This window comes from Brevundimonas sp. 357 (genome assembly GCF_003938605.1).
In the GTDB taxonomy this organism is placed as follows: Bacteria; Pseudomonadota; Alphaproteobacteria; order Caulobacterales; family Caulobacteraceae; genus Brevundimonas.
Genome location: NZ_RHWX01000002.1, coordinates 191,102 through 216,140, shown reverse-complemented (window position 1 = coordinate 216,140; position 25,039 = coordinate 191,102). Strand labels below are relative to the sequence as shown.

General features: G+C 67.5%; 22 protein-coding genes. 14 read left to right on the top strand and 8 right to left on the bottom strand.

Annotated elements, in window-relative coordinates:
* Positions 1-329: 329 nt before the first annotated feature.
* The 3 genes from EGK63_RS02755 to EGK63_RS02745 are packed head-to-tail and all read left to right on the top strand — an operon-like array spanning position 330 to position 5,322.
* Entirely contained in the window at positions 330-3,002 is a 2,673-nt protein-coding gene (locus EGK63_RS02755) for a ribonuclease E/G (RefSeq protein ID WP_125899803.1), read from the top strand.
* A 54-nt stretch (positions 3,003-3,056) separates the two neighbouring features.
* The gene (locus tag EGK63_RS02750) at positions 3,057-4,481 is read left to right on the top strand and encodes a M48 family metalloprotease (protein ID WP_125899802.1); all 1,425 of its coding nucleotides are present in this window, start codon (positions 3,057-3,059) and stop codon (positions 4,479-4,481) included.
* Positions 4,482-4,524: 43 nt separating this feature from the next.
* Positions 4,525-5,322, top strand: coding sequence for a DsbA family protein (locus tag EGK63_RS02745; RefSeq protein ID WP_125899801.1), 798 nt, complete (start codon positions 4,525-4,527; stop codon positions 5,320-5,322).
* 25 nt (positions 5,323-5,347) lie between these two features.
* Here EGK63_RS02745 and EGK63_RS02740 read toward each other — a convergent pair whose 3' ends face one another.
* The 3 genes from EGK63_RS02740 to EGK63_RS02730 all read right to left on the bottom strand — a co-directional run bounded on the left by EGK63_RS02740 (position 5,348) and on the right by EGK63_RS02730 (position 7,268).
* Positions 5,348-6,136 carry a thiazole synthase gene (locus EGK63_RS02740; RefSeq protein ID WP_125899800.1) on the bottom strand — a complete coding sequence of 263 codons (789 nt, stop codon included), beginning with the start codon at positions 6,134-6,136 and terminating at the stop codon, positions 5,348-5,350.
* A gap of 234 nt (positions 6,137-6,370) precedes the next feature.
* On the bottom strand, positions 6,371-6,568 hold the full coding sequence (gene thiS / locus EGK63_RS02735) for a sulfur carrier protein ThiS (RefSeq protein ID WP_003165397.1): 198 nt from the start codon (positions 6,566-6,568) through the stop codon (positions 6,371-6,373).
* A gap of 127 nt (positions 6,569-6,695) precedes the next feature.
* Positions 6,696-7,268, bottom strand: a complete 573-nt coding sequence (locus EGK63_RS02730; RefSeq protein WP_125899799.1) for a hypothetical protein — start codon at positions 7,266-7,268, stop codon at positions 6,696-6,698.
* 188 nt (positions 7,269-7,456) lie between these two features.
* Here EGK63_RS02730 and aroQ point away from each other — a divergent pair, with 188 nt between their 5' ends.
* The 5 genes from aroQ to lepB are packed head-to-tail and all read left to right on the top strand — an operon-like array spanning position 7,457 to position 11,319.
* Positions 7,457-7,912, top strand: coding sequence for a type II 3-dehydroquinate dehydratase (gene aroQ, locus EGK63_RS02725; RefSeq protein WP_125899798.1), 456 nt, complete (start codon positions 7,457-7,459; stop codon positions 7,910-7,912).
* A 40-nt stretch (positions 7,913-7,952) separates the two neighbouring features.
* Entirely contained in the window at positions 7,953-8,441 is a 489-nt protein-coding gene (gene accB, locus EGK63_RS02720) for an acetyl-CoA carboxylase biotin carboxyl carrier protein (protein ID WP_125899797.1), read from the top strand.
* A 5-nt stretch (positions 8,442-8,446) separates the two neighbouring features.
* The gene (gene accC, locus EGK63_RS02715; protein ID WP_125899796.1) at positions 8,447-9,799 is read left to right on the top strand and encodes an acetyl-CoA carboxylase biotin carboxylase subunit; all 1,353 of its coding nucleotides are present in this window, start codon (positions 8,447-8,449) and stop codon (positions 9,797-9,799) included.
* Positions 9,800-9,806: 7 nt separating this feature from the next.
* Positions 9,807-10,532 (top strand): leucyl/phenylalanyl-tRNA--protein transferase, encoded by a 726-nt coding sequence (gene aat / locus EGK63_RS02710; protein ID WP_125899795.1) that lies wholly within the window; start codon positions 9,807-9,809, stop codon positions 10,530-10,532.
* A gap of 19 nt (positions 10,533-10,551) precedes the next feature.
* Complete coding sequence (lepB, locus tag EGK63_RS02705; protein WP_125899794.1) at positions 10,552-11,319, top strand: signal peptidase I; 768 nt, start codon at positions 10,552-10,554, stop codon at positions 11,317-11,319.
* A 121-nt stretch (positions 11,320-11,440) separates the two neighbouring features.
* Here lepB and EGK63_RS02700 read toward each other — a convergent pair whose 3' ends face one another.
* The 3 genes from EGK63_RS02700 to EGK63_RS02690 form a co-directional block, all read right to left on the bottom strand.
* Positions 11,441-11,665 (bottom strand): EF-hand domain-containing protein, encoded by a 225-nt coding sequence (locus tag EGK63_RS02700; protein WP_371412900.1) that lies wholly within the window; start codon positions 11,663-11,665, stop codon positions 11,441-11,443.
* 110 nt (positions 11,666-11,775) lie between these two features.
* A complete protein-coding gene (locus EGK63_RS02695; RefSeq protein ID WP_125899792.1) occupies positions 11,776-12,474 on the bottom strand; it encodes a DUF2155 domain-containing protein in 699 nt (232 codons plus the stop codon).
* Positions 12,471-12,863 (bottom strand): NADH:ubiquinone oxidoreductase subunit NDUFA12, encoded by a 393-nt coding sequence (locus EGK63_RS02690; RefSeq protein WP_040346802.1) that lies wholly within the window; start codon positions 12,861-12,863, stop codon positions 12,471-12,473. The genes EGK63_RS02695 and EGK63_RS02690 overlap by 4 nt, the downstream gene beginning before the upstream one ends.
* A gap of 207 nt (positions 12,864-13,070) precedes the next feature.
* Between EGK63_RS02690 and EGK63_RS02685 the strand changes: the two genes are divergently transcribed.
* The 3 genes from EGK63_RS02685 (at position 13,071) to EGK63_RS02675 (ending at position 17,225) form a co-directional block, all read left to right on the top strand.
* A complete protein-coding gene (locus EGK63_RS02685) occupies positions 13,071-15,680 on the top strand; it encodes a TSCPD domain-containing protein (RefSeq protein WP_125899790.1) in 2,610 nt (869 codons plus the stop codon).
* A gap of 85 nt (positions 15,681-15,765) precedes the next feature.
* Entirely contained in the window at positions 15,766-16,260 is a 495-nt protein-coding gene (locus EGK63_RS02680) for a pentapeptide repeat-containing protein (protein ID WP_125899789.1), read from the top strand.
* A gap of 65 nt (positions 16,261-16,325) precedes the next feature.
* Entirely contained in the window at positions 16,326-17,225 is a 900-nt protein-coding gene (locus EGK63_RS02675) for a pentapeptide repeat-containing protein (protein WP_125899788.1), read from the top strand.
* A gap of 64 nt (positions 17,226-17,289) precedes the next feature.
* Here the strand turns inward: EGK63_RS02675 and aspS are convergent, their stop codons facing one another.
* Positions 17,290-19,122: an aspartate--tRNA ligase gene (aspS, locus tag EGK63_RS02670; protein ID WP_125899787.1), complete on the bottom strand. Its 1,833-nt coding sequence runs from the start codon at positions 19,120-19,122 to the stop codon at positions 17,290-17,292.
* A 196-nt stretch (positions 19,123-19,318) separates the two neighbouring features.
* Here aspS and EGK63_RS02665 point away from each other — a divergent pair, with 196 nt between their 5' ends.
* The 3 genes from EGK63_RS02665 (at position 19,319) to EGK63_RS02655 (ending at position 23,830) form a co-directional block, all read left to right on the top strand.
* The gene (locus EGK63_RS02665; protein WP_125899786.1) at positions 19,319-19,978 is read left to right on the top strand and encodes a DnaA ATPase domain-containing protein; all 660 of its coding nucleotides are present in this window, start codon (positions 19,319-19,321) and stop codon (positions 19,976-19,978) included.
* Between the two features lie 130 nt (positions 19,979-20,108).
* The gene (locus EGK63_RS02660) at positions 20,109-22,340 is read left to right on the top strand and encodes an RNA degradosome polyphosphate kinase (RefSeq protein ID WP_125899785.1); all 2,232 of its coding nucleotides are present in this window, start codon (positions 20,109-20,111) and stop codon (positions 22,338-22,340) included.
* Complete coding sequence (locus EGK63_RS02655; protein WP_125899784.1) at positions 22,340-23,830, top strand: Ppx/GppA phosphatase family protein; 1,491 nt, start codon at positions 22,340-22,342, stop codon at positions 23,828-23,830. Before EGK63_RS02660 ends, EGK63_RS02655 begins: the two co-directional genes overlap by 1 nt.
* Positions 23,831-23,857: 27 nt before the next feature.
* On the opposite strand, the gene rnd is transcribed toward EGK63_RS02655, so the two are convergent.
* Positions 23,858-25,012: a ribonuclease D gene (rnd, locus tag EGK63_RS02650; RefSeq protein WP_125899783.1), complete on the bottom strand. Its 1,155-nt coding sequence runs from the start codon at positions 25,010-25,012 to the stop codon at positions 23,858-23,860.
* Positions 25,013-25,039 lie beyond the last annotated feature (27 nt).

Sequence of the window (25,039 nt, the reverse complement as noted above, 5' to 3'; positions counted from 1 at the left end):
TACGCGACTGATCGCGCCGCCCGCAGTCCTGCGGGATCGGCCGCGCCCTCCTCGCGGCGCTGACTTTTCACCTATTCCGAGGATTGCCCGGCCTGGCCGACGATCCGAAGAACGGGTTCAGGACGCGGCCTTGATCGGCGCGTTCGGACCCAGGACCGACAACCTTATGGGCCGACCCGCCTGCGATCCCCACCGGCAAGACCATGCCGCTCTCGCTTTCTGCGAGGGGATGACGCGCGCCCTGGCCCCCATTTCCATTCGGCGAGCCGCCCCCCTTCCCGCGATTGAAATCGCGGCGCACGGCCTGGCGCGCCTGAGAGAGACCTTCAATGTCAAAAACCATGTTGATAGACGCGGCGCACGCGGAAGAAACGCGCGTCGCGATCGTGGACGGCCGCCAGGTTGAGGAATTCGATTTCGAATCCCGCGCGCGTCGTCAGCTTCGCGGGAACATCTATCTCGCCAAGGTCACCCGCGTAGAGCCCAGCCTGCAGGCCGCCTTCGTCGAATACGGCGGCAACCGCCACGGCTTCCTGGCCTTCAACGAAATCCACCCAGACTATTATCAGATCCCGGTCGCCGATCGCGAAGCCATCATGGCCGAAGCGCAGTCGGACGATGACGATCACGATGATCTAGGCCGTGAAGGCGACGACGAATCCGAAGGCGGTCTGGCCGACGAAGAGCGCCTGAAGCGTCGGCTGATGCGTCGCTACAAGATCCAAGACGTCATCAAGCGCCGTCAGATCCTGCTGGTGCAGGTCGTCAAGGATGAGCGCGGAGCCAAGGGCGCGGCCCTGACCACCTGGCTGTCGCTGGCCGGCCGCTACTGCGTGCTGATGCCGAACACCGGCAAGGGCGGCGGCATTTCGCGTAAGATCACCAACACTTCGGACCGCCGCCGCCTCAAGGCCGCCGCCTCGTCGCTGAAGGTGCCGCAGGGGATGGGTCTGATCATCCGTACGGCCGGAGCCAAACGCACCAAGGCCGAGATCAAGCGCGACTATGAATACCTGCTGCGCCTGTGGTCGACGATCCGTGAGACGACGCTGAGCTCCAACGCTCCGGCGATGATCTACGAAGAAGAAAACCTGGTCCGTCGCGCCGTGCGTGACATGTACGACAAGGAATTCGACGGCATTCAGGTCGAGGGCGTCGAAGGCTTCAAGCAGGCCCGTGACTTCATGCGCGTGCTGATGCCTTCCCAGGCCAAGAAGATTCATCTCTACCAGGGCTCGCGTCCGTTGTTCGCGGCGAACGGCATCGAAGAAATTCTGACCCAGATTCACCAGCCGGTCGTGCCGCTGAAGTCGGGCGGCTATCTGGTGATCAACCAGACCGAAGCCCTTGTCGCCATCGATGTGAACTCTGGCCGCGCCACCAAGGAACGCAACGTCGAGGCCACGGCCACCAAGACCAACCTGGAAGCCGCCGTCGAGGCCGCCCGCCAGCTGCGCCTGCGCGACCTGGCCGGTCTGATCGTCATCGACTTCATCGACATGGACGAGGGCAAGAACAACCGCGCGGTCGAGAAGGCCCTCAAGGACGCCCTGGCCAAGGACCGCGCCCGCATCCAGATGGGCCGCATCTCGGGCTTCGGCCTGATGGAGATCAGCCGTCAACGCCGCCGCCTGGGCGTGATCGAAGGGGCGACCGAGGTCTGTGAATGCTGCCAGGGCGCCGGACGTATCCGCTCGGCTGAATCCGCGGCGCTGACCACCCTGCGCGCCGTCGACATCGAAGCCGGCAAGAACGGCGCGGGTTCGGTGAACCTGCGCGTCTCGACGACGGTCGCCCTCTACATTCTGAACCACAAGCGCGACTATCTGCAGTTCCTGCTGGAGCAGCGCGGCGTGAACGTCGTCATCCAGATCGACGACAGCCTGGCCCAGGGCGAGCACTCGATCGAGCGCACAGAAACCAACGAGGATTTCGTCGCGCCGGAAAGCCACATCGACCTGGCTGACCTCGACGACGGCTTCGACGACAGCGCCTTCGCTGATGAGGATGAGGACGTCGACGAGGACGAAGACCTCGGCGGCGACGATGAAGACGACGCTGACCTGGACCGTGAAGACGAAGACGACGACGAAGCCCGCGCTCGCCTGGAACAGGACGACGACGGTCGCGGCGGTCGTCGCCGTCGTCGCCGTCGCGGCGGTCGTCGTGAAGAAGAAGCCGAAGCCGTTGTTGTCGAGGACGATGACGACGGGCGCGGCGGTCGTCGCCGTCGGGGCCGTCGCGGCGGTCGCCGCGTGCGCGAGGAAGGCGAACGCGACGTCTTCACCTGGGTGCGGGGCCGCACGCCCTCGCTGCAGTATCCTTACGTCTGGTTCGATCCGATCAATCCCGCGCCTATCATCGCCGAACGCCCTGCAAGGGATGAGGCGGAGAACGGGGACATCCGTGAAGTCTCCGTCGAACAGGCGAACGATGGCGAAGGCCGCAACGGCCGTTCGCGTCGTCGTCGCGGTCGCGGCCGCGGTCGTGGCGAAGTGACGCACGACGCCAAGGTCGAGGATCGCGCCCTTAATGAAGGCCTGCCGCCCGTCGGTTCGCCGGACACGCCCATCGCCGTGATGATCGATGGTGACTCCGTGGGGGAAACCTCCGCCGACGTCCCCCACGTCGTGGAAACCATCGAGCCCCCCAAGCGTCGTCGCGTTCGCCGCAAGGTCGCGTCTGAAACCGCCGCTGAGCCTGTCGTGGAAACGACCGGCGAGGATGCAGCGCCGGTCGAGCCGGAACATCAACCGGTCGAGGCCGACCTGGACGTACCCCCGGCCGTCGCCGCCCGCATTGAGCAGGGGATCGAAGAGGCCCTGGCCGAAGACGTCGTGATCGAAGACGTCATGGTCAAAGACCAGGCCCAAGCCGTGGTCCTGACCAAACCGACACCGACGCCTGCCGCAGAGGTCGACATCGCGGCCATCATCGCCGACGATCCGAACCAGATCGGCGAAGCGCCCGCCAAGCCCAAGCGGGGCTGGTGGCGCCGTTGATCGGACACGATTAAGCTGGAAGCTGCGGGGGAGACTATCGCTCTGGAGTTCGTCATGACCAGGACGCCCCCCGCCGCAACCCGCTTTCGGCGCTATCTGGCCGCCGGCGTCGGCGCCCTCGCGGTGCTGGCTTCATCCGCCGCGGCCCAGGCCCAGAGCCTGATCCGGGACACCGAGATCGAGGGCATCATCCACGAGTGGTCCGAGCCCGTGCTCGACGCCATGGGGCTGGACCCGAGCGAGGTCGAGATCCTGCTGGTCAACGACAACGACCTGAACGCCTTCGCCACGCGCGGGCGGATCATGGGGTTGAACACCGGCCTGATCCTGCGGACCAAGAGCCCCAATCAGCTCCTGGGCGTGATCGCCCACGAGGCCGGCCACATCAAGAACCGGCACACCCTGCGCGACGGCGCCCAGAACGCCGGGATGCAGCCGATGATCATGACCATGGCGCTGGGCGCCCTGGCCGCGATCGCGGGCGCGCCGGACGCGGGCGCGGCCCTGCTGGCCTCCAGCCAGTACTTCGGCACTCTGGGCGCCCTGCGCTACATGCAGAGCCAGGAGGGCGAGGCCGACATCACCGGCGCCCGCGCTCTGGAGCGCGCCGGGGAATCCGGACGCGGCATGGTCGAGTTCTTCGAGAACTTCCGCTCGCAGGAAATATTCTCGGACCAGCGCCGCTACCCCTATTTCCGCAGCCACCCCCTATCGTCGCAACGCATCGAGGCCCTGCGACCGCCGGTCGAAGCCGCCTCCAACTACAACAAGCGCGATAGCGCCGAGCGTATGGCTCAACACGCCCTGGTCGTGGCCAAGATCCGCGCCTTCATGGACTCGCCCAATTCGACCTTGCGCGACTATCCGTCCAGCAACGTCACCCTGCCCGCCCGCTATGCTCGCGCCATCGCCTGGTACCGCGACGGCCAGACGCAGAAGGCGCTGGACGCCGTCGATCTGCTTCTGACCGAACAGCCCGAGAACCCCTATTTCTGGGAACTCAAGGGCCAGATTTTGTTCGAAGAAGGCCGCCCGACCGAAGCCATCGGCGCCCATGAACGCTCTGTGCAGCTCAAGCCCGACGCTCCGCTTCTGCGCATCAACCTGGCCCATGCCCTTATCGAGACGAACGATACGACCAAGCTGGCCGAAGCGGAAAACCAGCTGAAGCGCGCCGTGGCTCTGGAAGGCGACAACAACCTGGCCTGGCGCCTGCTGTCTCAGGCCTATTCCAGCCAGGGAAAGGAGGGCGAGGCGCGCCTGGCCTCGGCCGAATACTGGTTCGCTCTGCGCCGTCCGGACCAGGCCGCCCAGTTCGCCATGCGCGCCCGCGACATGCTGGACCGCAGCTCGATCGAATGGCGCCGCGCGACGGACATCGTACTGGCGACCGGTGCGACTGAGAAAGATATCCAGGACGCCGAGCGTCGCAATGAGCAGCGCAGCCGATCCGGCGTTATCCCGCCAGGAGGCGGCTGATTCCGCCCCGCCCCACAGCTTTACTGAGTAAGACGAGAGACTGATGACCGACGACGCACGCCACGATCCCACCCCGACTGCTACGCCGAGAAAGGCGCGCCTAGGCCTGTCGGGCGCGACGCTGGGCTGGGCCGCCGCAGGGATGTCAGCCGTCGCCCTGGTCCTGTCGGCCGCGCCTTACCTGACCGGCGGATTCGGCGAACGGGTGCGGGCCTATCTGATCCAGAACCCGCAAGTGCTGGATGAAGTCCTGGCGGCGCGCGAGACGGCGGAATCCCAGTCGCGCGTCCAGACCATCAATGCCGCCGCCGCCGCCAACCCGGCCCTGCTGGCCGCCGATGCGCGCGATCCGGCCTTCGGCCCGGCCAACGCCAAGGTGACGGTGATCGAGTTCTTCGACTTCCGCTGCCCCGGCTGCAAGGCCGTGGCCCACGATTACCGCGACCTGATGGCGGCTCACCCGGACGTGCGCTTCGTCTTCAAGGACTGGCCGATTCTGGACCGCGGCGAGGACGTGACGTCCCAATACGCCGCCCGCGCCGCCCTGGCCGCGCATCAGCAGGGCAAATACCTGGCCGTCTATGACGCCCTGATGGCGGAACGCGCGCTGGACCGCGTCGCCATCGACCGCATCCTGTCCGACAACGGCGTCGACATGGCCAGGGCGAACGCCGCCATCTCGGCCCCCGAAATGACGCGCCACGTCACCGACATTCATGCCGCCGCCGCTGCACTCGGCCTGCAGGGCACGCCGACCTTCTTCATCAACGGCGTCGCCAGCCCCGGCATCGACCCGCGCGAAGTCGGCGCCCTGATCGAAGCGGCCAAGAAAAAGGGCTGACCTTGCGGTCAGCCCCTGAGCCTTCTCAGATCAGCCCCGCCAACGGCGAGGACGGGTCGGCGTAGAACCGCTTCTTCATCCGCCCCGCGAGATAAGATTCACGCCCGGCGATGACCGCGTGCTTCATGGCGCTGGCCATCAGCAGGGGATCGCGCGCCTCGGCGATGGCCGTGTTCATCAAGACGCCGTCGCAGCCCAGCTCCATGGCGATGGCGGCGTCGGAGGCCGTGCCGACCCCTGCGTCGACCAGCACCGGCACCTTGGACTGCTCGACGATCAGGCGGATGTTGATCGGGTTCTGCACCCCCAGCCCCGAGCCGATCGGCGCGCCCAGCGGCATGATCGCCACGGCGCCCGCGTCCTCCAGCTTGCGCGCATAGACGGGGTCGTCGGTGCAATAGACCATGACCTCAAAGCCCTCGGCGGTCAGCAACTTCAGCGACCGCAGCGTCTCTTCCATGTCGGGGAACAGGGTCTTGGGGTCCGCCAGAACCTCCAGCTTCACCAGGGTCCAGCCGCCCGCCTCGCGCGCCAGACGCAGGGTCCGCACGGCGTCCTCGCCGGTGAAGCAGCCCGCCGTATTGGGCAGATAGGTATATTTCTTCGGGTCGATGAAGTCCGTCAGCACCGGCTGGTTGGGATCGGTCAGGTTCACCCGGCGCACGGCCACGGTGACCATTTCGGCGCCCGAAGCCTCGGCCGCCGCCGCGTTCTGGACGTAGTCGCGATACTTGCCGGTGCCCACGATCAGGCGCGAGTTGAAGGTGCGGCCGGCGACGGTCCAGCTGTCGGTGCGGGGAGCGGTGTCAGTCATGGTTTAGTGACCTAGCGCCGCCCGCCGCCGGGGGGAAGCGCCGTTGCGGGATTTGATCGGCTTGCGCTTGCGCCCCCTTCCCGCTCATCCCACACCCACGCTCGTCATCCTCGGCCTTGCGCCGAGGATCCATAGACTCAACGCCGGATGTTTAAAGCGCGGCGCAAAACCTTTTGCCCGGCACGCTTCTGGATCCTCGGCACAAGGCCGAGGATGACGGCGGAAAGGGCGGCGTCAGCCCCCGCCCACGAACTGCACCAGTTCGATCTTGTCGCCCTCGGCCAGCGCCGTCTCGCCGTGCAGCGAGCGCGGCACGATCTCCAGATTGCGCTCGACCGCCACCTTCTTGGGGTCCAGCGACAACTCCTGAACCAGACCCAGAATGGTCGTGGCGGCGGTGTCCCGCGCCTCGCCGTTGACTTCGATACGCAAACTGTTCGCTCCAGGGAATGAAGGGGAAGAGGCAGAGCCTCCCGGAGACGTCTGATAATGGGGGTTCTCGTGCGGGACATCAAATCCACGGTCTAAAACCGTTTTCGACCCTGAGCAGACATCCCGTCTATAGCCCTAGAAGATGCGGCGAGAGCCAATCCTTGTGTCGTTCTGCCATTCGCTGGACTTGCGCAACGTCGGGCAGAAAGAGATCAACGCCGCCGTCATAAGGAGCGAAGATCGCACCATTCGCAGCCATCCAAAGCGTCGGCCCGGCCTTCTCGTCCGCCACTGCAAGAAGCAAATCGTCAAACCGACCAGGCGACCAATTGGTTTGGGTTGCATACACCCGCCACGGACGATCTTCTTCGTCGTCATCTACGAGAAACGTTGAGACAAAATCCAACCCCAACTCGCGGGTGGCCCGGAAAGGATCGTATTGATCTGCTGCGTCGCTCTCATTGGCGTGCGTCGTCCAATGGGTCTGAACAAGCCAGCATGGGTCCGCGCCAAGCACTTCCTCAGCGAGCGCGTTTTGACGAGCCAATAGAATTGCACGCTCGCCGTTGGTGTCAGCATAGCGTTTCGAGGCGGGCAGCGAATGAAAGCGCAACCAGTTTTTCGCCCCGCCTTCTCGCAGCATCCAGCCGACTGGCCGTTGCCCAGCGTGATACTTCGTCCAAGCATTTTCGAATGACATTTTGTGAGCGTAGCAGGCGAGCGCCTGTATGTCCGCTTCCCATCCCTAACGGCGCTTGAGAAGGCCCGCTCACCGCCGCCCAACCTCCCCCTGCGTCACCCTTTTTCCCCGCCCGCTTTGCGCCACGCGCCACCTGGGCTACAACGCGCGCTCGATTCCGCGCGGCGGCGCGCCTGTTTTGCGAGCGAATGCCCGAAACTCTCACCCTGTATGTCCTGAACGGGCCGAACCTGAACCTGCTGGGGGTTCGGGAGCCGGATATCTATGGCCGCGAGACGCTGGCCGACGTTCAGGCCATGTGCGAGGCGGCGGCCGAGGGCGCCCGCGTGATCTTCCATCAGTCGAATCATGAAGGCCAGCTGGTCGATTGGATTCAAGAAGCCAGGACTGGGGCCGACGCCCTGGTCATCAATCCGGCCGCCTTCACCCATACCTCGGTGGCCCTGCTGGACGCGCTGAAGACGCTGAGCATCCCCGTGGTCGAGTGCCACCTGTCGAACCCCGCCGCGCGCGAGGCGTTCCGGCATCACTCCTATGTCTCCCTGGCCGCGACCGGCGTCATCGCCGGCTTCGGCCCCCGCAGCTATGAATTGGCCGTCCGGGCCGCTCTGGACCTGGCGCGCCGCGCCGGGGCCAAGGGCTGACCGCCGCGCGCCGTCTGAAGATCAAGTAGAAGAGACCCCCATGTCCGACGACAAGAACAAGAACATCGACGCCGACCTGGTCCGCAGCCTGGCCGACATCCTCAACGACACCGACCTGACCGAGATCGAAGTCGAGCGCGGCGATCTGAAGATCAAGGTGAAGCGCGAAGTCACCGTCGCCGCCGCCCCGATCCAGTACGCCGCCGCACCGGCCCCGGTCGCCCACGCCGCGCCGGCCGCCGCCGCGCCGCTCTCCATGCCGTCGGACCCGGCCACCATCGTCGCCCGCGCCGGTGAAGAGGTGAAGTCGCCGATGGTCGGCACCGCCTATCTGCAGCCCGCGCCGGGGTCGGACCCCTTCGTCAAGGCCGGCGACAAGGTCAAGAAGGGCCAGACCCTGCTGATCGTCGAGGCCATGAAGACCATGAACCCGATCCAGGCGCCGCGCGACGGCGTGGTGGCCGAAATCCTGGTGGGCGACGCCCAGCCGGTCGAGTTCGGCGAAGCCCTGGTCGTGCTGGAAGCCTGAGCCCCATGTTCACCAAGGTTTTGATCGCCAACCGCGGCGAGATCGCGCTTCGCATCCACCGCGCGTGCAAGGAGATGGGCATCTCCACCGTCGCCGTGCACTCGGAAGCCGACCGGGGCGCCATGTGGGTGCGCCTGGCCGACGAGAGCGTCTGCATCGGCCCCGCGCCGGCGGCCAAGTCCTATCTGAACATCCCCTCGATCATCGCGGCGGCGGAAATCACCGGCGCCCAGGCAATCCACCCCGGCTACGGCTTCCTGTCGGAAAACGCCCGCTTCGCCGAGATCGTCGAAGCCCACGGCCTGGCCTTCATCGGCCCCAAGCCCGAGCATATCCGGGTCATGGGCGACAAGATCACCGCCAAGCAGACGGTCAAGGACGCAGGCATCCCCGTCGTCCCCGGCTCTGACGGCGAGGTCGAAACGGTCGAACAGGCCATCGAAGCGTCCAAGACCATCGGCTTCCCCCTGATCGTCAAGGCGGCCGCCGGCGGCGGCGGGCGCGGCATGAAGGTGGCGATGACGGCTGACGACCTGGTCGAGGCCGTCCAGACGGCCCAGACCGAGGCCCTGGCCGCCTTCGGCAACGGCGCCGTCTACATGGAGCGCTACCTCCAGAAGCCGCGCCACATCGAGATCCAGGTCATCGCCGACAGCCACGGCAACGTCGTCCACCTGGGCGAACGCGACTGCTCGCTGCAACGCCGTCACCAGAAGGTGCTGGAAGAGGCCCCCTCGCCCGCCCTGTCGGCCGAGGGCCGCGCCAAGATCGGCGAGACGGTCAACAAGGCCATCGCCGCCATCGGCTACCTGGGCGCCGGAACCATCGAGTTCCTGTGGGAAGACGGCGAGTTCTTCTTCATCGAGATGAACACCCGCCTGCAGGTCGAACACCCGGTTACGGAGATGATCACGGGCGTCGATCTGGTACGCGAACAGATCCGCATCGCCGCGGGTCTGCCGCTGTCGTTCACGCAGGACGATATCGAGTTCAAGGGCCACGCCATCGAGGTGCGGATCAACGCCGAGAACTCGGAGACCTTCACCCCGTCCCCGGGCACGATCACCGAGTTCCACGCGCCGGGCGGCCTGGGCGTGCGTCTGGATAGCGCCATCTACGCCGGCTATTCGATCCCGCCCTATTACGACAGCCTGATCGGCAAGCTGATCGTCCACGGCCGCGACCGCGAAGAGGCGCTGGCCCGCCTGAAGCGTTCGCTGGGCGAGACGGTCATCAGCGGCGTCGACACCACCATCCCCCTGTTCCAGAAGCTGTTGCAGGAGCCGGACATCCTGTCGGGCGACTACGACATCCACTGGCTGGAGAAGTGGGCGGCGGCGCGCAAGGCCAAGGCCTAAGCGCCCTTTGGACGAGCCGGGCTTCAGCGCGAGCGGCCCTTCCGATGTCTTCGGACCGGAAGCGCTGCTCGCCTGCTACGCGCGGGGGGTCTTCCCCATGGCCGAGGCGCACGATGATCCGCGCGTCTTCCTGGTCGAGCCGGACCAGCGGGGCGTCATACCGCTGGATCGCTTCCACATTCCGTCACGCCTGCGCCGCACCGTGCGGGGCGAGCCGTTTCAGGTGCGGGTGAACACGGCCTTCGCCGCCGTGCTGGACGCCTGCGCCGCGCCCGCGCCGGGACGCGAGGACACCTGGATCAACGCCCCGATCCGCCGCCTCTACGTCGAACTGCATCAGCGCGGCTTCGCCCACAGCATCGAGTGCTGGCGCGACGAGACGCTGGTCGGCGGCCTTTACGGCGTGACGCTGGGCGGCGCCTTCTTCGGCGAGAGCATGTTCAGCCGGGCCACGGACGCCTCCAAGGTCGCCCTGGTCCATCTGGTCGCGCGACTGAGAAAGGGCGGCTGGCGCCTGCTGGACGCGCAATTCCTGACCGAGCACCTCAGCCAGTTCGGCGCCGTGGAGACGCCGCAGGAAGCCTATCTGCGGATGCTGGCTCCGGCCCTGAAGGTCGTACCGGACCCCACCACTCTGTTCGTGCCGCTGACAGGCGTCGAAGCCGTGGCGGCGGCCGTGTCCGGACAGGTTTTGCAACTGTCGGGACACGATAAGGCTGGTCTTCCCGACTGACCCGGCGCGCCATGGCGTCATGACCCATTTCACCAACGCCCCTGTCGCCGCACCGTCCGCCTGGCGCCGTGAAGCCGTCGATATCGCTCGAACCCTGGCCTACGCCCTGCTGCTCGTCCTCGTCGTCAGGACCGTGCTGTTCCAGCCGTTCACCATCCCCTCCTCGTCGATGGAGCCGGGCCTTGTCACCGGCGACTACATCGTCGTGTCGAAGTACAGCTACGGCTGGAGCACGGCGTCGCTGCCGTTCAACCCGCCCATAAAGCCGAGGCGGCTTCTGGCGCGTTCGCCGGCCAGGGGCGATGTGGTCGTCTTTCGTCGGCCCAACGACCCGTCAACCGCCTGGGTCAAGCGCGTCGTGGGCCTGCCAGGCGATACGGTTCAGGTTCGAAGCGGCCAGGTTTTCATCAACGGACACGCCGTCAAACGCACGCCCCTGGGTCTGACCCAGGATCACGACGCGCCCGAGCGACAGGTGCTGGCCGTGCGCGAAACGCTGGGCGACGGTCGAGATTATGTCACCTACGATGGCGGCCCTTCTCAGCCCGGCGACGACACCGACGTCTATCGCGTGCCGGCGGGCCGGTATTTCGTGATGGGCGATAATCGCGACAACTCGCTGGACAGCCGATGGCCCGCCGAGGTCGGCGTCGGCCTGCTGCCGGCCGAGAACATCATCGGCCGAGCGGAGATCGTGCTTGCGTCATGGGAACCGGGCGCCGGCCTGACCAGACCCGGGACGTGGCTGAACCTTCAGACCGACCGGTTTTTGAAACCCATCCGCTAGAGTCTGATCGGTTGAGGCGGAATCGCTTCGCAATTCCGCTGATGCCGTGAATCAGGCTCCAGCATTGATGCTGGAGCGAGTATCTGAGTTCAGATGCAATCGCATCTGAACCGATTTCGCTCTAGCGAGCGCGAAACTCTTCAAAGGTGACGACGCCGTTCCGGTCACGGTCCAGACGATCGAATGCGGCGCGCGACGGCGAGAGGCTCTGAGCCAGCGACGGCGCGGCAACCGCACCCAACGCCAACCCGGCGACCGCTGCGATCCATATCTGGCGCCACGGCGCAACGCGAACATCCGCCCGATCAGCATCAATGAAACGTCGGATCGCCTCGCTGGCCGTCATGCCCTGGGCCCGGCATCGCGCCATGAAGGCGGTCTTGGCGGCGTGCGAAAGCCGAATTTCGACGGTTTCCGTTTTCTTGGGGGATTTCCGATGCGTCATTCGCGCGCCCTTTAGCCCTTACAGCCGACCACCCAGGCATCGTAGATCGGATGTTGCAGCCCGCTGACGCTGGGCGACGAGGCGAACATCCAGCCCTTGAAGACCTGACGGGCCTCGGTCGGCGCCGCCAGGCCGCGCGGCTGAACCCCGACCTCCATATAGGCGATGGCGTCCTCGGTCATTTCATCCGAAGCGGAGACTTCGCAGGCGCGAGCCTTGAAAATCAGGGTCTTGCCGAAACGCACCGGGCGACCGCCCACCTCGACCTCGAACCGCATGGTCTCGGCCGTGGTCTTGTCGACCGCCTGGATGACGGCGACGCGACGGCGCTGGCGCACGCCCGGCGGCGTGGTCGGAGCGGCGGGCGCGGGCGCGGCCTCTTCCTCTTCGGCGGTCAGGTCTTCCGGCACTTCTTCCTGAACGGCGACTTCCTGTCCCTGGACTGCGACGGTCGGGACGCCCGGTTGCGCGGGCGCGGTCGGCGCCGCCGGGTTCGTCGCCGGGGACTGGCCGCCGTTGGCGGGCGGAGTCTGCGGCTGGGTCGGTTGCAGCGGCGTGCGGCCGGTGTCGCGCAGCAGGTCGCCGATCGGATCGGCCGGGGCCGGCGCCGCGTCCTGCGGCAGGTCCATCAGGGCGCTGGCCACGCCGACGCCCGAGATCGCCAGTCCCGCGACGACCACCCCGGCCAGCAGGACATGGCGAAGGGTCATTCCGGGCTCCAGGCCTGATAGTCGCCGGTGGCGGCCGGGCGTTGGCCCAGGGCGGCCAGCGAGCCTTGCGGACGGCGCGCCATCGGCGTGCCCGTCAGGTTCGGCAGGTGATCCTTTTCCCACGCCTGGCGCGGCAGCGGGCGCTCGGCCGGGGTCTCGTCATAGGTGTAGCGCAGCCAGCCCTGCCATTCCGGCGGCACCTTGGTCGCCTCGGCGTAGCCGTCATAGATGACCCAGCGGCGCTTGCGGCCGTCATAGCTGACGGCGTCGCGGGATTCGTAATAGCGGTTGCCGAACTCGTCCGTGCCGACCAGTTGGCCGCGTTTGCCGACGGTGAACAGGGTGCCGATCGTGGCGCCGTTCCACCAGGTGAAGATCTTGCTCAGCACGTCGTCGAACTCACTCGAATCCACCGCCCAGGGAAGGTCCGGCGGCGCGGCGCGATCATAGAAACCGCGACGCCCTACGTCCAGCATGGAGCGCAAGGGAAGCGCCTCAACATCTTGTGGGCAACCCCCGCGCAAACCACAACATACGTTGAACGCCCGTCAGATCTGTCGGTAAGCTGGTTCAGACGACATGCGTGGAGACGTGGAATGCGCTTCAAGGCTCGCTTTGCTCCTCTCGCCGCGACGCTCGCTTTCGAGCCCCGCGAGATCGAGCGCGGCCGCGCCCTGACGCCGGTCATAGCGCCCACCGGGTGGACTGACGTTCGCGTCGAAGCCTGGCTGGACTGGGCTGAAAGCCAGGCGCCGTCGCCCTCCCATGCCCTCGACGACGCCATCCACGGCTGGGCCGCGCGACTCGCATCTGATGGGCGCGAAAACGGCGCCCTGGCCACCGCCGCCGAGGCCGAGCGATTCGCCGCTGAACTCGCAGCGTCCGTGCTGCTGGGCCTCGCCGCGCCCGCCCTGCCGACGACGAACGGTTTCCGGCCGCTGATCGACCTGTCCGAGCCGGATGCGACGCAGGCCCTGTCGGCCCAGGCCGCCGCCTGGCGCGGGCGTCGCCTGTCCTCGTGCGCGACCGAAGCCCTGGCCAAGGCGCTGGGCGAGGTCGCCGACGCCGTCTCCCGTTGCGAAGGCCCGCGCGAGGCCTGCGCCGATCCCGCCGCCAACCCGGCCCTGGCCCGCGCGGCCGTGGCGGCGCGCCGCTGCGGCGCCGGCGACGCCGACATCCTGCGCGCCATTCAGGGCGAGCCCGCCGATCTCACGATCGAAGCCGCCGAACAGCCCGCCGCCCTGCCCGTGCTGGCGGCGCGCGACACGACCGCCTCGGGGGATCCCCGAACCGCCGCCGTGGCCGAGGCGGCACAGGAAGGCCCGGTCGTGGTCGTCTTCTCGCCCGCCGACGCCGAGGCCATGGCCGCCGCCCAGACGGGCGCGCGCGCGATCCTGAACCTGCCTGCGCTGGCGGCGCTGGCGGGGGCGGACTTCGACGCATCCCTGGACGCGCTGGTCGCCCTGTGGACCACGGCGCTGGATATCGAACTGGACCAGGCAGGCCAGGCCGAGACGCAGGCCGCGCGGCCTATCGCCCTGGGTCTCGGCGGCCTAGCGGATTGGGCGGTCGGCCAGGACGGAACCGACCCCGCCGCGCAGGCGTCCGCCCTCGGGCGGCGCGTCGCTGACATGGCGTCCCAAACCTCCGGCGAGCTGGCGGCCCGACTGGCGCCCTGCCCCGAATGGGCGACCGCCAAGGATGACGTCATCGCCGTGCTTCAGGCGCAAGGGCGCGACGCCGCCGCGTTGGAGCCGAACGGGCGCCGCAACGCCGTGATCGGCCTGTTCGTCGACGAGGCCGAGCTGGACCTGCGGCTAGGCCTGTCGCCGTTCGGCGCGACGGATGTGTTCCAGACCGCCGACGACGAAATCGCCCGACGCCTGAGGCCCGCCCTGGCCGCCGCCATTGTCACGGCGGGCGGCGATGTCGAGACGGCGGAACGCCATCTGTTCGGCCGCCGCACCCTGGCCGAGGCGCCGGGCGTGAGCCACGGACGCCTGCGCGAACTGGGGTTCACCGATCTGGAGTTGGAGGCCATCGAGCGCGCCCTGGCTCTGGTCGAAGACTTCGGGCCCGCCTTCGCTCCGCCGGTGCTGGACGCAGGCTTCATCGGCGACGTGCTGGGGCTGACGCCGGACGAAGGCGCCCTGCTGCCCCGCCTGGGCTTCACGGCCGAAGAGATCGAAGCCGCGACCGCCTATGTCTTCGGCCGACCGGACCTGTCGGACTGGGATCAGGCGCCGCCGTCGCTAACGGCCCTGTTGGCGACGCCGCGCGCCGATCTGGAGGCGGTTCTGCGCCAGGCGATCGAGCCGTTCAGCGACGCGCCCGACGCCCGCCCCCGCCTGCTGGACTGGCGCTCCGACGCCATGCAGATCAGCCGCGCCATCGCCGACGGCGCGCGTGACAATCGCCGCGCCGTGGCCCTGCGTCGCGCGGAAGCCCCGCTCAGCTTCCGCCTGACCCTTCCCGAGGTGGAGGCCCCCCGCCGCGCCGAGACGCCGCCGCAAGCCGCGCCCCAGACCGTCGAGCGCGTGGTCGAGAAGGTGGTCGAGCGCGACCGCACCCGCCGCCGCCTGCCCGACCGCCGAAAAGGCTATATCCAGAAAGCCTCGGTCGGCGGCCACAAGGTCTATATCCACACCGGCGAATACGAAGACGGCGAACTGGGAGAGATCTTCATCGACATGCACAAGGAAGGCGCCGCCTTCCGCTCGATGATGAACAACTTCGCCATCGCCATCTCCATCGGCCTGCAATACGGCGTGCCGCTGGACGAGTTCGTGGACGCCTTCGTCTTCACCCGTTTCGAGCCGTCGGGGCGCGTCACGGGCAATGACTCGATCCGCTCGGCGACCTCCATCCTCGACTATGTGTTCCGCGAGCTGGGCGTCTCCTATCTGGATCGGCGCGAACTGGCCCAGGTCACGCCCGAGGCCGCCAATCTGGACGGTATGGACGGCGCCCCGACCGACGCGCCCCAACCCGTGCCCGCCGCCCGCTTCATCTCCAAGGGCTTTGCGCGGGGCGCGGCGCCCGACAATCTGATCGTCGCCCCCTTCGGCCGGAAGGAGCCGTCGCCGCGCACCACGCCGCAGGCGCAGGCCGGCCCCTGTCCCGAGTGCGGCGACCTGATGCTGTCGGACCGGAACGGGACGCCGGTCTGCAGCGCCTGCGGCGCGGCGCCCAAGGTTCAGGGCTGACCGTCAAGCGGCCAAAGCGGGACGCACTGTCCCGAAACGGCGGCCCGCTTCTTGCTGCGAGGCGGCAAAGCCTGGAGCCATCCGCATGATCCGTCCCGCAATCGCCCTTCTCGCCGCCGTCGGCCTGACGCTGACGGCCCTGCCCGCCTCGGCGCAGAACGCCTCTCAGATCAGCCAGGTGCGTCGCGGCGCCTCCTGCCCCGGCTGCAACCTGTTCCAGGGCGACTTCTCGGGCCTGGAGCGCACGGGCATGAACCTGGCGGGCGCCCGCGTCCGTCAGGCGGATATCAGCCTGTCGGTGATGAACCGCACCAATTTCAGCCGCGCCGACCTGCGCGACGTCGAGGCCTACGGCGCCGTCCTGTCCAGCTCGAACTTCACCGGGGCGGACCTGACCAACGCCAGCTTCGTCGGAACCTATCTGGAAGGCGCCGCCTTCGCCGGGGCCAAGCTGAACGGGACCAATCTGTCGGGCGCCGAGATGTCGCGCGCGCGCGGCCTGACCCAGTCGCAGCTCAATCAGGCCTGCGGCGACCAGAACACGGTTCTGCCTTCGGGACTACGCATTCCCGCCTGTTGAGCGTCGCCTTCGTTACCGCGATTTAAGTAGGGTTTTTACGGACTAAGGCGCATTCAAGAGGGGTGATGAAACGCTCGATTTCACCCCTGCGCCGTCTGGCCCTCGCCGCCTCAGCCCTTGTGGGATTGACGACGGCCGCCCCCGTCCTGGCCGGCGCTGTGGACATGACCTCGTCCCAGGATCGCGACGTCGCCCGCATGGTGTCCCTGGGCGGCAGTTGCGTCCGTTGCGAACTGTCGGGCCGCGACCTGTCCGGCGCCACCCTGACCGGCGCCAACTTCGCCAACGCCACCCTGGTCGGGGCCAATCTGCGCGGCGCCGAACTGGTCGGTTCGAACTTCGTCGGCGCCGACTTCAGCCGGGCCGACATGCGCGGGATCGAGATGGTCGGTTCGACCTTCACCACCGCCAATATGACCGGCGCCCAACTGATGGGCGCAGAGGCGACCGGCGCCGTCCTGATCCGGGCCAATCTGACCGGCGCCAATCTGACCGGCGCCGAGCTTCAGGGCGTCAACATGAACAGCGCCGTCCTGGTCCGCGCCCGCCTGAACGATGCGGAGATCTTCGGCGCCACCCTGGCCAATGTGAACGCCAGCGGCGCAGACTTCACCGGCGCCGACATCAAGGCGTCCAACCTGTCGGGCGGAAACTTCGACAACGCCACCTTCCGCGACGCCGACCTGGACAGCGCACGCCTGTCCGGCGGCAGCTTCAATCGCACCGATTTCCGCGACGCCTCCCTGCGCCGCACCGACATTCGCGGCCTGGATCTCTCCCGCGCGCGCGGCTTGACGGCCGATCAGGTCGAAGAGGCCTGCGGCGACGCCTCGACCCGCCTTCCGGGCGGCCTGACGGCCCGAAACTGCCGCGGCGGCGTCCGCGTCATCCGCACGCCGCCCGCGCCGCCTGTTCCGCCCATTCCTCCGCGCCAGCGCAACCTGGTCATCACCTCGGGCAACTAAGACCCGGACGCAAAAAAGGGAGGGGTCGCCCCCTCCCTTTTCCAATTCATCGCTGTCGCCGCGATCAGATCTTGATCGGCAGCTGGGTGCGGATCGACAGCTCCTTCAGCTGACGTTCCTCGGCCTCGGCCGGGGCGCTCATCAGCAGATCCTGGCCCTGCTGGTTCAGCGGGAAGGCGATGACCTCGCGGATAGCCGGCTCGCCGGCCAGCAGCATGACGATGCGGTCGATGCCCGGCGCCAGACCGCCGTGCGGCGGCGCGCCGTAGCGGAAGGCGTTCAGCATGCCGCCGAACTGCTCTTCAACCACCGAAGCGTCATAGCCGGCGATCTCGAAGGCCTTCAACATGATCTCGGCCTTGTGGTTCCGGATCGCGCCCGAGCACAGCTCATAGCCGTTGCAGACGATGTCGTACTGATAGGCGCGGATGGTCAGCGGATCCTGCGTCTCCAGCGCCTCCATGCCGCCCTGCGGCATCGAGAAGGGGTTGTGGCTGAAGTCGACCTTCTTCTCTTCTTCCGACCATTCGAACATCGGGAAGTCGACGATCCAGCAGAACTTGAACTGGTCCTCGTCGACCAGCTTCAGCTCCGTGCCGACACGGGTGCGGGCCAGACCGGCGAACTTGGCGAAGACCGACGGCAGGCCGGCGGTGAAGAAGGCCGCGTCGCCCTTGCCCAGGCCCAGCGAGGTCATCAGGGCCTGCGTCGGCTCCTGACCCAGGTTCTTGGCGATCGGGCCGCCCCACGACTGCTGGTCGTCCGACCAGAAGATGTAGCCCAGGCCCGGCTGGCCCTCGCCCTGCGCCCAGGAGTTCATGCGGTCGCAGAAGGCGCGCGAACCACCCGTCGGCGCCGGGATGGCCCAGACGGCGTTCTTCTCGTCCGCGCCCAGAATCTTGGCGAACAGGCCGAAACCGCCGTCGCGGAAGTGCTCCGACACGTCCTGCATCTTGATCGGGTTGCGCAGGTCCGGCTTGTCCGAACCGTACCACTTCATCGACTGTTCGAACGTCAGACGCTCGAAGCCCTTGTGCTCCATCGTCTGGCCGAAGTCGTTGGTGAAGGTCTGCACGCCGTCGATCGGCGACACCGGCTTGCCTTCACCGAACTCGGTGAACAGGCCGTGCATCAGCGGCTCGATCGCCTGGAAGACGTCTTCCTGCGTGACGAAGCTCATTTCCACGTCGAGCTGGTAGAATTCCAGCGAACGGTCGGCGCGTAGGTCTTCATCGCGGAAGCAGGGCGCGATCTGGAAGTAGCGGTCGAAGCCCGACACCATCAGCAGTTGCTTGAACTGCTGCGGGGCCTGCGGCAGGGCGTAGAACTTGCCGGGGTGCATCCGCGACGGCACTAGGAAGTCGCGCGCGCCTTCCGGCGACGAGGCCGTCAGGATCGGGGTCTGGTACTCGAGGAAGCCCTGGGCGCACATGCGGTTGCGGATCGACTGGATCACGCGCGAACGCAGGACGATGTTCCGGTGCAGCGTCTCGCGACGCAGGTCCAGGAAGCGGTTCTTGAGGCGAATCTCTTCGGGGTATTCCGGCTCGCCGAAGACCGGCAACGGCAGTTCGGCGGCTTCCGACAGCACCTCCACCGACAGGACGCGCACCTCGACCTCGCCGGTCGGCAGGTTGGCGTTGACGGTCGAGCCTTCGCGCAGGACCACTTCGCCGTCGATCTTGATGACGCTTTCGGCGCGCAGGCGCTCGACCACTTCAAAGCCCGGCGTTTCGGGGTGCAGGACCAGCTGGGTTAGGCCGTAGTGGTCGCGCAAGTCGATGAACAGCAGGCCGCCGTGGTCGCGCTTGCGGTGAATCCAGCCCGACAGACGAACATTCGCGCCCGCATCCGTCGAACGGAGGGCGCCGCAGGTATGGGAGCGATAGGCGTGCATATCGGATTTTCGTCTGAAAACGGCTGTCGAACAGCGTGAATTAGGAGCGGGGAAAGGCCCATCATCGCCCCCGAAAGTCAAGGCTGGCGGCTGAATCGCCCACGACGCGCCATCCACAGCGGCGGACAGGTTGTCCCCGTGATCCCGCCCTATCAACAGAGACGCCCACGGCTCGGCCCGGCTAGGGTCCGTCCTCATGAACGCCTCGGCCGCCGAAATCCGTCAACTGCGCCTGCCGCTGCAGCAGGAGACGCCGCAACGCGCCTCCGACCTGGCGATCTCGGAAGCGAACGCCGCGGGTGTGGCCGCCCTGACCGCCTGGCCGGAAGCGCCGGGCGCCATCCTGGCGCTGTTCGGCCCGGCGGGCTGCGGCAAGAGCCACCTGGCCGCCGCCTGGGTCGAACGCACCGGCGCCATCGCCCTGCACGGCGCCGAGGCCGCCCTGGTCGACCCGCTGGAGCTTGAGGGCCGCCCCGTCCTACTGGACCGGGCCCAGGACGCGGACGACGAGAGCCTGTTCCACCTGATCAACCTGACCCAGTCAGGCGGCGGCGCCCTGCTGCTGGTGTCGCGCGATCCGCCCGCATCATGGGCCACGGACCTTCCAGACCTGCGCTCGCGCCTGAACGCCATCCGCACCGTGGGGATAGAGGCGCCCGACGACGTGGTCTTCGCCGCCATGCTGCGCCGCGCCTTCGCCAGCCGGAACATCACCCCGGCCGACGAACTGATCGACTATCTGGTCCGCCGCATCGACCGCTCGGCAGACGCCGCCGAGGCCGTGGTCGACCGCCTGGACGCCCTGCACCGCCCGGTGACGCGCGTGCTGGCCCGTCAGGTGCTGGACGGGGAGTAATCGCCCTTTACCTACCCGCTCATCCCGGCGTACGCCGGGATGAGCGGAATTATACCTGGCGTTCCAAAGTCCCGCCCGCCGCGACACAATCGCGGTTGCAGCCGTCACAGGCGCGAGCGACAACGGAATCATGACTGATCTCGCGCCTATCGCCGTCGACACCACCGGCGAGGAAGTCCCTTCCTCGCGCGCCCCGCAGCTGGAGCTGTCCGAGGCGCTGATGGCCTCGCCCGAGCGGTTCATCAACCGCGAGCTGTCCTGGCTGGCCTTCAACGGCCGGGTGCTGGAAGAGGCCGCGAACGAGGGGCACCCCCTACTGGAGCGCGTGCGCTTCCTCTCCATCTCGGCCAACAACCTGGACGAGTTCTTCATGACTCGCGTCGCCGGCCTGAAGGGCCAGGTGCGCGAACGCGTTCGCGTCGTCTCGCCCGACGGCCTGACCCCCGCCGAACAGCTGGAACAGGTCAATGCGGCGGCGGGCGGCCTGATGGCCGAACAGCAGCGTCAGTGGCGCGTCCTGCGCAAGGAGATGGCCGCGGCCGGCATCGAGATCGTCGAGCGCGCCCGCATCACCAAGACCGAGCGCGAGCGGCTGGAGCCGGAGTTCCTGAACCAGTTGTTCGCCGTCCTGACGCCGATGGCCATCGACCCGGCGCACCCCTTCCCCTTCCTACCGAACCTGGGCTTCTCGCTGGCGCTGAAGCTGCGGCGCAACAGCGACAACCGCGTCCTCTACGCCCTGGTGCCGGTGCCGACGCAGGTGCGGCGCTTCTGGGCGCTGGCGACAGACGGGCGTTCGACGCCGGGACGCACGCGCTATGTCTCGCTGGAAAACCTGCTGCTGCTGTTCATCGACCACATGTTCCCGGGTTGCGAGATCCTGGAAAAGGGCCTGTTCCGCCTGATCCGCGACTCCGACATCGAGATCGAGGAAGAAGCCGAAGACCTGGTCATGGAGTTCGAGGAAGCGCTGAAACAGCGCCGCATGGGCTCGGTCGTCCGCATCAAGATCCAGGCGGACATGCCCGACGACCTGCGCGACTTCATCATCGCCCAACTTCACGCCCAGCCGCAGGACGTGGTGCTGGTCGACGGGATGCTGGGCCTGGCCCAGCTGTCCGAACTGATCCCCGGCGGCCACCCGGATCTGAAGTTCAAGGGCTATGAGCCGCGTTACCCCGAGCGGGTGCGCGACAACGGCGGCGACATCTTCGCAGCGGTGCGTGAAAAGGACATGCTGATCCACCACCCGTTCGAGAGCTTCGACGTGGTGGTCCAGTTCCTGCGTCAGGCGGCGCGCGACCCGCACGTCATCGCCATCAAGCAGACGCTCTATCGCACCTCCAAGGACAGCCCCATCGTCGCCGCCCTGATCGAGGCGGCCGAGAACGGCAAGAACGTCACCGCCCTGGTCGAACTGAAGGCGCGCTTCGACGAAGAGGCCAACCTGCGCTGGGCGCGCCAGATGGAGCGGGCGGGCGTCCACGTCGTCTTCGGCTTCGTCGAGTACAAGACCCACGCCAAGATGAGCGTCGTCGTCCGGCGCGAGGGAGACAGCCTTCGGACCTACTGCCACTTCGGCACCGGCAACTACCACCCGGTCACGGCCAAGATATACACGGACCTGAGCCTGTTCACCTGCGACCAGGCGCTGGGCCGCGACGCGACGCGGGTGTTCAACTACATCACCGGCTACGCTGAGCCGGACGAGCTGGAAGCCCTGGTCGTCTCGCCGCTGAACATGAAGACCAGCCTGATCGAGATGATCGGCAAGGAGATGGCCGCCGCCGCCAAGGGCAAACCCGCCGCCATCTGGGCCAAGATGAACGCCCTGGTCGACCCGGAGATCATCGACGCCCTGTATCGCGCCAGCCAGCAGGGCGTGCGCATCGAACTGGTCATCCGGGGCATCTGCTGCCTGCGTCCCGGCGTGACCGGCCTGTCGGAGAACATCCGGGTCAAGTCGATCGTCGGCCGCTTCCTGGAGCACAGCCGCATCGTCGCCTTCGCCAACGGCCACGACCTGCCCAGCAACCGGGCGCGGCTCTACATCTCCTCGGCCGACTGGATGCCGCGCAACCTGGACCGCCGGGTCGAGGTGATGACGCCGATCCTGAACGCCACCGTCCACGATCAGGTGCTGGACCAGATCATGGTCGCCAATCTGAAGGACGACGCCCAGAGCTGGGTTCTGGCCTCCGACGGCTCGTATCGGCGGGTGATCCCCAGTGGGTCGGAGCGGCCCTTCTCGGCGCACAAATACTTCATGACCAACCCCAGCCTGTCCGGGCGCGGCCGCAAGGTGAAGACCCTGCCCGGCGCCCTGTCCTATCCAGGCCTCAAGCCGCGGAAGCGCCGCTGATGAGCCCCGAGCGCGAACACGAGTCGAAACAGATCGCCGTCATCGACATCGGCTCCAACTCGGTGCGCCTGGTGCTGTACCGGCTGGAAGGTCGGGCGGTCTGGACCATGTTCAACGAAAAGGTGCTGGCCGGTCTGGGGCGTGACCTGGCCGCCACCCGACGCTTGTCAGAATCGGGCGTGGTCATGGCCATGACGGCGCTGCGCCGCTTCGCCGCCGTGATCGAGGGCGTCCAGCCGGATCAGGTGCTGGTCGCCGCCACCGCCGCCGTGCGCGAGGCCGAGGACGGCCCCCTGTTCTGCGAGCGCGTGGCCGCTGAGACGGGGCTACGCATCCGCGTCCTGAGCGGCGAGGAAGAGGCGAAATATTCGGCGCTGGGCGTGCTGGCGGGCGATCCGGGCGCGCGCGGCGTGGCCGCAGACATGGGCGGCGCCAGTCTGGAGCTGACGCGCATCGGCGACGGTCCGCGGGGCAAGGGCGTGACCCTGCCCCTGGGCCCCTTCGCCCTGCTGGACGCCAAGGGCTTCGACGCCGATCGCCTGCGCGGCCGCATCGCCAAACGGCTGGAGCCGATCCAGGACGACTATGCGACCTCGACGCTCTACGCCGTCGGCGGCGCATGGCGCAGCCTGGCCCAGATGCATATGGCCATGGTCGAGCACCCGATCCGCATCGTCCACCAATACGTCCTGAACGCCGCCGACGCCCACGATATGGCCCGGCTGGTCGCGCGTCAGTCCCGCGCCTCGCTGGAGAAGCTGCCCGGCCTGTCCAAGCGCCGCGCCGAGACCCTGCCCTACGCCGCCCTGGTGCTGGAGGGGCTGATCGACCGGCTGGGGCTTGGCTCCATCATCTTCTCGGCCTGGGGCGTGCGCGAGGGGCTGCTGTATGACGGCATGGAGCCCGCCATGCGGGCCGTCGATCCCCTGCTGGCCGGATGTTCGGCCTGGGGCGGCCGCCAGGGCGTGGATCCCGCGCTGCCCCGCGCCCTGGACGGCTGGCTTCAGTCGGTCGCCTCGGCCCTGCCCGAGGTGTTCGGCGAGGAACGCGACGCCCTGCTGACGTCCTCAGTGTGCCGTCTGGCCGATCTGGGCGCGCGGCTGCACCCGGACCACCGCACCAACCTGGTGTTCGATCAGGTGCTGTGGTCGCCCATTCCGGGCCAGACCCACGCCGAACGCGCCTTCATGGCCGTGGCGATGAACGCCCGCTATGGCGGCGAAGCGCGCACGCCCGCGCCGAACACGGTCAACCGCCTGCTGTCGGAAAAAGGCCAGAAGCGCGCCCGCGCCCTGGGCCTGGCCATGCGGCTGGCCTGCGATCTGTCCGGCCGCTCGCCGCAGCTTCTGGCCAACGCCACGGCCACGGTCGAGAAAGGCGCCCTGCGCGTCACCGCCGCCAACGGCTACGCCGACATGCTGCTGGGCGAACAGACGAAACGCCGGGCCAAGGCCCTGGCCGAAGCGATGGACCTGGCGTTGAAAATCTAAAACCCTCTCCCGATGGGAGAGGGTTGATCAGCCCTCGATCTCGACCACTTCGACGCGGGCGCCGTTCAGCACCAGGGCGATCTCGCCCTTCTTGAGCTTCAGCGCGTCCTCGCCGAACAGCTGGCGGCGCCAGCCCTTCATGGCCTCGACGTCGGCGTTGTCGTTCAGCGCGATCTTCTCCAGATCAGAGACGGTGGCGATCAGCTTGGCCGCCACGCCCGCGTTGTCGCTCTTGGCCTTCAGCAGCACCTTCAGCAGCTCCACCACCGAAGGCGGCGCGGGCTGGTTGTTGGCCGGACGCTCCAGCTTGGGCGCATGGGCTTCCGGGTCGGCTAGGACGCGCTTCAGCTCCGCCGCCAGCTCCAGCCCCAGACGCGACCCGCCGAAGCCCTTGGGCACCGAGCGCAGGCGGTTGAAGGCGTCCGGGTCGGTCGGCGCCTGGACGGCGATCTCGTCGATGGCCTCGTCTTTCAGGATGCGGCCGCGCGGCTGGTCGCGCTCCTGGGCCGCGCGCTCGCGCCAGACGGCGACAGCGACGAAGGCGGCCAGATATTTGGCGTTGAACTTCTTCGGCTTCAGCCGCTTCCAGGCGTTCTCAGGCGAGGTGTCGTAGAGCGCCGGGTCCGTGACCGCGCTCATTTCGGACATGACCCAGTCCAGACGGCCTTCCTTCTGCAGCCGATCGCGCAGCTTGGGATAGAGGGCCGACAAATGCGTCACGTCGCCCAGCGCATAGGTCAGCTGCGCATCCGACAGCGGACGGCGCGCCCAGTCGGTGAAGCGGCTGCCCTTGTCCAGCTCCTGGCGCAGCATCTGGCGGACCAGCGCTTCATAGCTGACCTGATCGCCGAAGCCGGCGGCCATGGCGGCGACCTGGGTGTCGAACAGCGGGCGCGGCATGGCGCCCAGCTTGTTGAAGATCTCCACGTCCTGTCGGGCGGCGTGGAAGACCTTCAGAATCGATTCGTCCCGCAGGATGTCGAGGAAGGGCGTCATATCCAGCCCCTCCGCCATCGGATCGATGATGGCGGCGTCCGTAGGCGAAGCCGCAGCCTGAATCAGGCACAGCTTGGGCCAGTAGGTCGTTTCCCGCATGAATTCCGTATCAACGGTGATGTACGGGGCCTTGGCCAAACGATCGCAGAAGGCGATCAGCGCGTCATTGGTGGTGATTGGCGTCATTCCGATGCTATAGCCCCGCGCGACGCC

Excerpts from the sequence above, each read along its gene's own strand:
- EGK63_RS02755 (WP_125899803.1), top strand. The coding sequence starts at position 330 with ATGTCAAAAACCATGTTGATAGACGCGGCGCACGCGGAAGAAACGCGC.
- EGK63_RS02750 (WP_125899802.1), top strand. The coding sequence starts at position 3,057 with ATGACCAGGACGCCCCCCGCCGCAACCCGCTTTCGGCGCTATCTGGCC.
- EGK63_RS02745 (WP_125899801.1), top strand. The coding sequence starts at position 4,525 with ATGACCGACGACGCACGCCACGATCCCACCCCGACTGCTACGCCGAGA.
- EGK63_RS02740 (WP_125899800.1), bottom strand. The coding sequence starts at position 6,136 with ATGACTGACACCGCTCCCCGCACCGACAGCTGGACCGTCGCCGGCCGC.
- EGK63_RS02730 (WP_125899799.1), bottom strand. The coding sequence starts at position 7,268 with ATGTCATTCGAAAATGCTTGGACGAAGTATCACGCTGGGCAACGGCCA.
- aroQ (WP_125899798.1), top strand. The coding sequence starts at position 7,457 with ATGCCCGAAACTCTCACCCTGTATGTCCTGAACGGGCCGAACCTGAAC.
- accB (WP_125899797.1), top strand. The coding sequence starts at position 7,953 with ATGTCCGACGACAAGAACAAGAACATCGACGCCGACCTGGTCCGCAGC.
- accC (WP_125899796.1), top strand. The coding sequence starts at position 8,447 with ATGTTCACCAAGGTTTTGATCGCCAACCGCGGCGAGATCGCGCTTCGC.
- lepB (WP_125899794.1), top strand. The coding sequence starts at position 10,552 with ATGACCCATTTCACCAACGCCCCTGTCGCCGCACCGTCCGCCTGGCGC.
- EGK63_RS02700 (WP_371412900.1), bottom strand. The coding sequence starts at position 11,665 with ATGACGGCCAGCGAGGCGATCCGACGTTTCATTGATGCTGATCGGGCG.
- EGK63_RS02695 (WP_125899792.1), bottom strand. The coding sequence starts at position 12,474 with ATGACCCTTCGCCATGTCCTGCTGGCCGGGGTGGTCGTCGCGGGACTG.
- EGK63_RS02685 (WP_125899790.1), top strand. The coding sequence starts at position 13,071 with ATGCGCTTCAAGGCTCGCTTTGCTCCTCTCGCCGCGACGCTCGCTTTC.
- EGK63_RS02680 (WP_125899789.1), top strand. The coding sequence starts at position 15,766 with ATGATCCGTCCCGCAATCGCCCTTCTCGCCGCCGTCGGCCTGACGCTG.
- EGK63_RS02675 (WP_125899788.1), top strand. The coding sequence starts at position 16,326 with ATGAAACGCTCGATTTCACCCCTGCGCCGTCTGGCCCTCGCCGCCTCA.
- aspS (WP_125899787.1), bottom strand. The coding sequence starts at position 19,122 with ATGCACGCCTATCGCTCCCATACCTGCGGCGCCCTCCGTTCGACGGAT.
- EGK63_RS02665 (WP_125899786.1), top strand. The coding sequence starts at position 19,319 with ATGAACGCCTCGGCCGCCGAAATCCGTCAACTGCGCCTGCCGCTGCAG.
- EGK63_RS02660 (WP_125899785.1), top strand. The coding sequence starts at position 20,109 with ATGACTGATCTCGCGCCTATCGCCGTCGACACCACCGGCGAGGAAGTC.
- EGK63_RS02655 (WP_125899784.1), top strand. The coding sequence starts at position 22,340 with ATGAGCCCCGAGCGCGAACACGAGTCGAAACAGATCGCCGTCATCGAC.
- rnd (WP_125899783.1), bottom strand. The coding sequence starts at position 25,012 with ATGACGCCAATCACCACCAATGACGCGCTGATCGCCTTCTGCGATCGT.